Here is a 4,307-nt window from a genome sequence, read left to right on the forward strand (position 1 = left end):
ATACAAAGAGCGGAAGTTATCCGGTATAATCGGAATAATGTTGAAAAAATCCGGTGAAGGCATGCCTCTTGGAGGCTGCTTTCGCCGGATTTTTTTGGTTGGTGAAATAAGTCATTACGCCATACCCTTGCAAATCCGGGGGCGAATATAGTAGAATGTCTTTGGATCTGTATAAGCGGACCTGCTGTTTGATAATATACAGGATGAAATACAGGAAAAGGATCGATAAAATGGGAATTAATAATGAATTACTGCGAAAGATAGACCAGGGGTATCTTAAATTCAGTAAGGGACAGAAAAAGCTTGCCGATTATATTCGCAAAAATTACGATAAAGCTGCTTTTTTAACAGCGGCGAAAATGGGAGAAGTCGTAGGCGTCAGTGAATCGACAGTGGTGCGTTTTGCCACAGCCCTGGGATATAAGGGATATCCGGAATTTCAAAAAGCGCTGGAAGAACTTGTCCGTACAAGACTGAATTCTATTCAGCGGATGGAAGTAACATACGGAAGGATCAGCCAGGGAGAGATACTGGCATCCGTTCTTCAGTCAGATATTGAAAAGATCAAAATGACAATGGAAAGTATTGATCAGGAAGCGTTCGAGCTTGCCGTAGAAACCATTCTTTCTGCAAGAAAGGTATATGTAGTGGGAATACGAAGCTGTGCTCCGCTTGCCAGCTTTTTAAGTTTTTATCTGAATCTTCTGCGGGGGGATGTAACTGCAGTTCATACAAACAGTGCCAGTGAGATATTCGAACAGTTGATCCGCATCGGAGAAAAGGATGTGATCATAGGAATCAGCTTTCCAAGATATTCCATGCGTACATTGAAGGCGCTGGAATTTGCAAGCAACCGGAAGGCTAAAGTCATCACTTTGACAGACAGCGTCCATTCCCCGATGAATCTCTATTCTTCCTGCAACCTGATCGCAAGAAGTGATATGGCATCTATTGTAGATTCCCTTGTGGCGCCCTTGAGTGTGGTAAATGCCCTTGTAGTTGCCCTTTGTATGAAAAAGCAGAAAGAAGTAGTGTCTACGCTGGAAATGTTGGAGCAGATCTGGGACGAGTACCAGGTGTACAGCGGCGATGAGCTGAATATGGTAAGAGACAGTGTAGAGATTACGGGAGATATAAGCGGCGGGGAGGAAAAAAGATGAGCAGAGTTCTGATCGTCGGCGCCGGAGCAGCCGGAATGTATGCTGCTGTATGGGCGGCACGGAATGGACAGGAAGTGTGCGTGTTTGAAAAAAATGAAAAGGCCGGAAAAAAACTGTTTATTACCGGAAAGGGACGCTGCAATCTTACCAATGCCTGCGATGTAGAGGATTTGTTTGAGGCGGCAAGAAGCAACCCTAAATTTCTGTACAGCAGCTTTTACACCCATACAAATCAGGATGTGATCGATTTTTTTGAAGAACTCGGTATGAAGACAAAAACGGAGCGGGGAGGCAGAGTGTTTCCGGCTTCCGACCACTCGTCAGATGTGATCCGGACACTGGAGCAGGAAATGAAACGTCTGAAGGTAGAACTTAGGCTGAACTGCCGGGTGGAAAAAATTTGCCAGGAAAATGGAAAGTTTACGGGAGTTTTACTTGCAGACGGTACGATGGAAACGGGAGATGCATGTATTGTGGCGACCGGAGGAATGTCCTACCCTTCTACAGGTGCTTCCGGAGACGGCTACCGTTTCGCAGGAGAAATGGGCCATGCCATTACAGAACTTAAGCCTTCTCTTGTTCCGATACAGACAGAAGAAGAATGGGTTCCCCAGCTTATGGGTCTTTCCCTTCGCAATGTGGAACTTAAGGTCTTAGATGGAAAAAGACAGCTTTTTTGCGAAATGGGAGAGATGCTCTTTACCCATTATGGAGTCAGCGGGCCCCTTGTTATCAGTGCAAGCGCGGATGTAGGTGCCAGATTGGAGCAGAGGAAGTTGAAACTTTCAGTGGACTTAAAGCCGGCTCTTTCGGAAGAACGCCTGGACCAGCGGATCTTAAGAGATTTTCAGGAGCAGAAAAACAAGCAGTTCAAAAATTCCCTTGGAAAGCTGCTCCCTTCAAAGTTGATCCCTGTTATCGTAAAGTTATCTGAAATACCTCCGGAAAAGAAAATTAACGAGATTTCCAGAGAAGAAAGAGGAAGGCTGGTTTATCTCATTAAACATCTGGAAATGACAGCAGTAAATCTTAGAGGATGGAACGAGGCCATTATTACAAAAGGTGGTGTATCCGTGAAGGAAATTGATCCCGGAACTATGGAATCGAGAAAAATAAAAAATCTTTATTTTGTCGGAGAAGTGCTGGATCTGGATGCGGTGACAGGAGGGTTTAATCTTCAGATTGCCTGGTCTACTGCATATGCGGCAGCGTCAAATTTAGAAAATAAGTACACAGACAGGAGAGAGTAGTTATGGAACCTCTATTTTATATGGAATATAAAGAATCCAGAAAAATAGTGCTGGAAATGTTTATTGCTTATTATAAGTATCAGAATCTGAAAGCGTGGGGACCTTTTAAGATCAGTGATATAAAGGCAAAAGCGGAAGAGAAAACCCAGAAGCGCTGGAAAGAGATTAAAATGATCAGCCGAAAAGAAAGAACAGTGCAAGTGGAATTTTATGAAGATTCTTTTTCCTGTGTCACTGGTGAAGTGAAGCAGGAATACAGATATGATGAACTGGAGGCAATCTGCGAGACGGATACCACCTTTGTTCTGGTAGCAGGTAAAAAACGTAAGAAAGATGCTTTTCTCGGACTGAAGAAGGGAAGTGTAAAAGGCAGGAGCCTTGCAGATCTCAAAGCATTCCTTTTGGAAAAATGTCCGAAGATAACGAAGATTACATATCTGGAATAAAAATACAGTGAGTGAGGAGAAAAAATGGGATATAATATAGCGATCGATGGACCGGCCGGAGCCGGAAAGAGTACGATTGCCAAACAGGTGGCAAAAGAAAAAGGATTTATTTACGTAGATACAGGGGCAATGTACCGCGGGCTTGCCGTACATTTTCTTCAGAATGGGATTGATCCTCAGGATACAAAAGAAATCGAAGAAGCATGCCGGAATGCGGAAGTGACAATCGGGTATGAAGACGGAAACCAGCAGATCTATCTGAATGGAGAAAATATTACCTCCAGGCTTCGGCAGGAAGAGGTTGGGAATATGGCCTCTAAAAGCTCGGCAGTTCCCAAAGTAAGAGAGAAACTCCTGGATCTGCAAAGAACCCTTGCAGCAGAAAAAGATGTAGTGATGGATGGAAGGGATATTGGCACTAACGTGTTGCCCCGGGCAGATGTGAAAGTCTTTTTGACAGCTGACGCAAGAACAAGGGCAAAAAGACGGTATGATGAACTTACTGCCAAAGGAATTTCCTGTAATCTGGATGAAATCGAGTCGGATATCAGGGAGAGGGATGAAAGGGATATGAATCGGGAGACTGCTCCTCTTAAGCAGGCAGAAGATGCTGTGCTGATCGACAGTTCTCATATGAGCATACCGGAAGTGGTTTCAAAAATACTCTCTCTTTGCAAATAGAAAGGAAAGAACAAGATGGAAATAAAACTGGCAAAATCAGCAGGATTTTGTTTTGGTGTAAAGCGGGCGGTAGAGACTGTCTATGAACAGATCCGGGAACAAAAGGAACAAAAAATCTACACTTACGGACCTATTATCCATAATGATGAGGTGATCCGAGATCTGAAAGAAAAAGGAGTCTGTGTCCTGGAAACAGAAGAAGAACTGGGGAAAGTGAAAGATGGTGTTGTTATCATACGTTCCCATGGCGTTCCGAAAAGAGTCTGCAGTATGCTTGAAAAAAAAGGGATTCCTTATGTAGATGCTACTTGTCCGTTTGTAAAAAAAATACATCGGATTGTTTCAGAACAAAGTGCAAGAGGCGCGTATATCATTATCATCGGAAATCCCGACCACCCGGAGGTGAAAGGGATACAGGGATGGGCAAAAGAAGATGTAAAGGTTGTTTTTACAGCAGAAGATGCACAGGCTGTTACGGTAGAAGAGGGAAAACCCGTGTGCGTCGTGGCCCAAACGACATATAATTACAATAAATTCAAAGATTTAGTTGAAATTATCTCGAAAAAGGGGTATGATATAACTGTTTTAAATACGATTTGCAGTGCGACAAAAGAGCGTCAGGAGGAGGCGGAACGTATTGCAAAAGAGGTGGATGCAATGATCGTGATTGGCGATAAAAAGAGTTCAAACACCCAGAAGTTATTTGAAATATGTAATCATGCATGTAACAATACGTACTACATACAGACACTTGACGATTTGGATATGAA

Annotated in this window: 5 protein-coding genes; all 5 read left to right on the forward strand. The window is 43.4% G+C overall.

Features of this window, described 5'->3' with window-relative positions; translation table 11 throughout:
• Positions 1-230: 230 nt before the first annotated feature.
• Positions 231-1,160, forward strand: a complete 930-nt coding sequence (locus WJ238_RS11430; protein WP_230106042.1) for a MurR/RpiR family transcriptional regulator — start codon at positions 231-233, stop codon at positions 1,158-1,160.
• The gene (locus tag WJ238_RS11435) at positions 1,157-2,410 is read left to right on the forward strand and encodes a BaiN/RdsA family NAD(P)/FAD-dependent oxidoreductase (RefSeq protein ID WP_316268977.1); all 1,254 of its coding nucleotides are present in this window, start codon (positions 1,157-1,159) and stop codon (positions 2,408-2,410) included. Before WJ238_RS11430 ends, WJ238_RS11435 begins: the two co-directional genes overlap by 4 nt.
• A gap of 2 nt (positions 2,411-2,412) precedes the next feature.
• Positions 2,413-2,856 carry a YcxB family protein gene (locus WJ238_RS11440; RefSeq protein ID WP_316268975.1) on the forward strand — a complete coding sequence of 148 codons (444 nt, stop codon included), beginning with the start codon at positions 2,413-2,415 and terminating at the stop codon, positions 2,854-2,856.
• A gap of 24 nt (positions 2,857-2,880) precedes the next feature.
• Complete coding sequence (gene cmk / locus WJ238_RS11445; protein WP_316268973.1) at positions 2,881-3,537, forward strand: (d)CMP kinase; 657 nt, start codon at positions 2,881-2,883, stop codon at positions 3,535-3,537.
• A 15-nt stretch (positions 3,538-3,552) separates the two neighbouring features.
• Positions 3,553-4,307 (forward strand): 4-hydroxy-3-methylbut-2-enyl diphosphate reductase (gene ispH / locus WJ238_RS11450; RefSeq protein ID WP_337606991.1); only part of this gene is annotated, 755 nt, incomplete at its 3' end.

It is taken from the genome of Claveliimonas sp., from assembly GCF_037273965.1.
Lineage (GTDB): Bacteria > Bacillota > Clostridia > Lachnospirales > Lachnospiraceae > Claveliimonas > Claveliimonas bilis.